Raw genomic sequence first — 1,464 nt, forward strand, 5'->3', positions numbered from 1 at the left:
GTTGAATTTCTTTGTCAGACATAGTGATCAGCATCTATATTTTATATCCAGTCCATGGTGATAAAAACCATCATAAACCAGACATTTTTATTGGTGAGAATATAGACACTTTAAATGGGTTCTAACAACGAAATTTCGTATAACCGCCATTATGTTAAATAACCCGGATCTCGGATTTATGCATCATTGTATTCTTATCAAATCTGCCATCACAATAAGCCTCAATTTATAACCGCATAAAATTGGGCTTATCTATTATTAATTGCTATCTAATACCAAACATCAATTTAGTTAAATAAAATCTTTTAAATATTAAATATAGGCCAATTGATATTAGAAAAGTTAATAAGCATATTGATAAATAAAATGTGTAAGTCGAGCTAGTATAACTATCAACTATTGGAGCTAATGCAACAAGTATTGGGAGGTGGGAAACATATATAACCAGAGAGCTGTCTTTCAAAAAGTTTATGATTTTATTATATTTATTATGTCTAAGCATAACTATTATAAGCACTAAACTGATCGAAAGTCCGGCAAAAAAATCGGAGTACGTTTTTGCTACTTGTTCTATAGTACCTATATTATTCAGGGCATATTTTTGATAATAGAGGTAAAGTGAGCAAATGCTAAAAAAAATAGATGAGATTGTTAATATTTTTAGCTTTGAGCTAATTATTTCTATATTTTTTTTATTATAAAGAATAAACCCTAAAAAGTAAAAAATAGAATAATACAGTGGAAGACTTACAATTTGAGTTATGAAAAAGTTAAGGTTTTCTCCAACATAAGATTGTAAATAAGTTATTACCATCCATATTGAATATACTATTAATGATGCAAAAAACAACAAAGGTGTGATTTTTGTATTTTTTAGAAAGTTCCTAAATTTAGTGATGATTGTAAGAGCTGAAAGTATTAAAAGCGTAATAAGAAACCATAAGTGACCAACAGTTAAATTGAAATCTCCATGCTTTATAAGCATTGGAACCAACAAGAATATCAAAAAGCTAGAAATCAAAGGAAGTGCTACCCGATCAAATCTATTTTTCAAGAAATATTTTTTATCCTTTTTCTCAAAAATCATGCAGGCAAGAAATCCACATAGGATAAAAAAACACTCCATTCTAAATAAGGTTAAAAAGTAAACTGACATAGCGATAAGGTCACTATTTCCATGGATGCTCTTATAAGTTAAATGTGTGTAATTAACAAATAATGCAGCATGTATAAAAATACCAAGTAGCATCATCAATGCTCTTAGGGTGTCTAAACCGTAGTAATATTTCATAATTTAATATGTTTTGATAATAAATAAATAAACAATTATAACGTAACTAGGGCGTGTCCTCATTTGAAAAATTGGTTTTAAATACTTAAAATCCTCCTTTAAGCTCTTTTGATTTCTATATTTTTTCAATGGCACGTACTCTTCTCACCGATGATATCTGGCAGCAAATTCAA

General features: G+C 28.6%; 1 protein-coding gene. It reads right to left on the reverse strand.

The window, feature by feature from the left end:
- Positions 1–265 precede the first annotated feature (265 nt).
- Entirely contained in the window at positions 266–1,291 is a 1,026-nt protein-coding gene (locus FTU90_RS15905) for an acyltransferase family protein (protein ID WP_180073110.1), read from the reverse strand.
- Positions 1,292–1,464: the final 173 nt, after the last annotated feature.

Origin of the sequence: Acinetobacter sp. YH12200 (assembly GCF_013418175.1) — a bacterium.
Taxonomy (GTDB): Bacteria; Pseudomonadota; Gammaproteobacteria; order Pseudomonadales; family Moraxellaceae; genus Acinetobacter; species Acinetobacter pseudolwoffii.

Bases quoted from the DNA above. Each gene is read 5' to 3' on its own strand.
- FTU90_RS15905 (WP_180073110.1), bottom strand. From the start codon at position 1,291: ATGAAATATTACTACGGTTTAGACACCCTAAGAGCATTGATGATGCTA.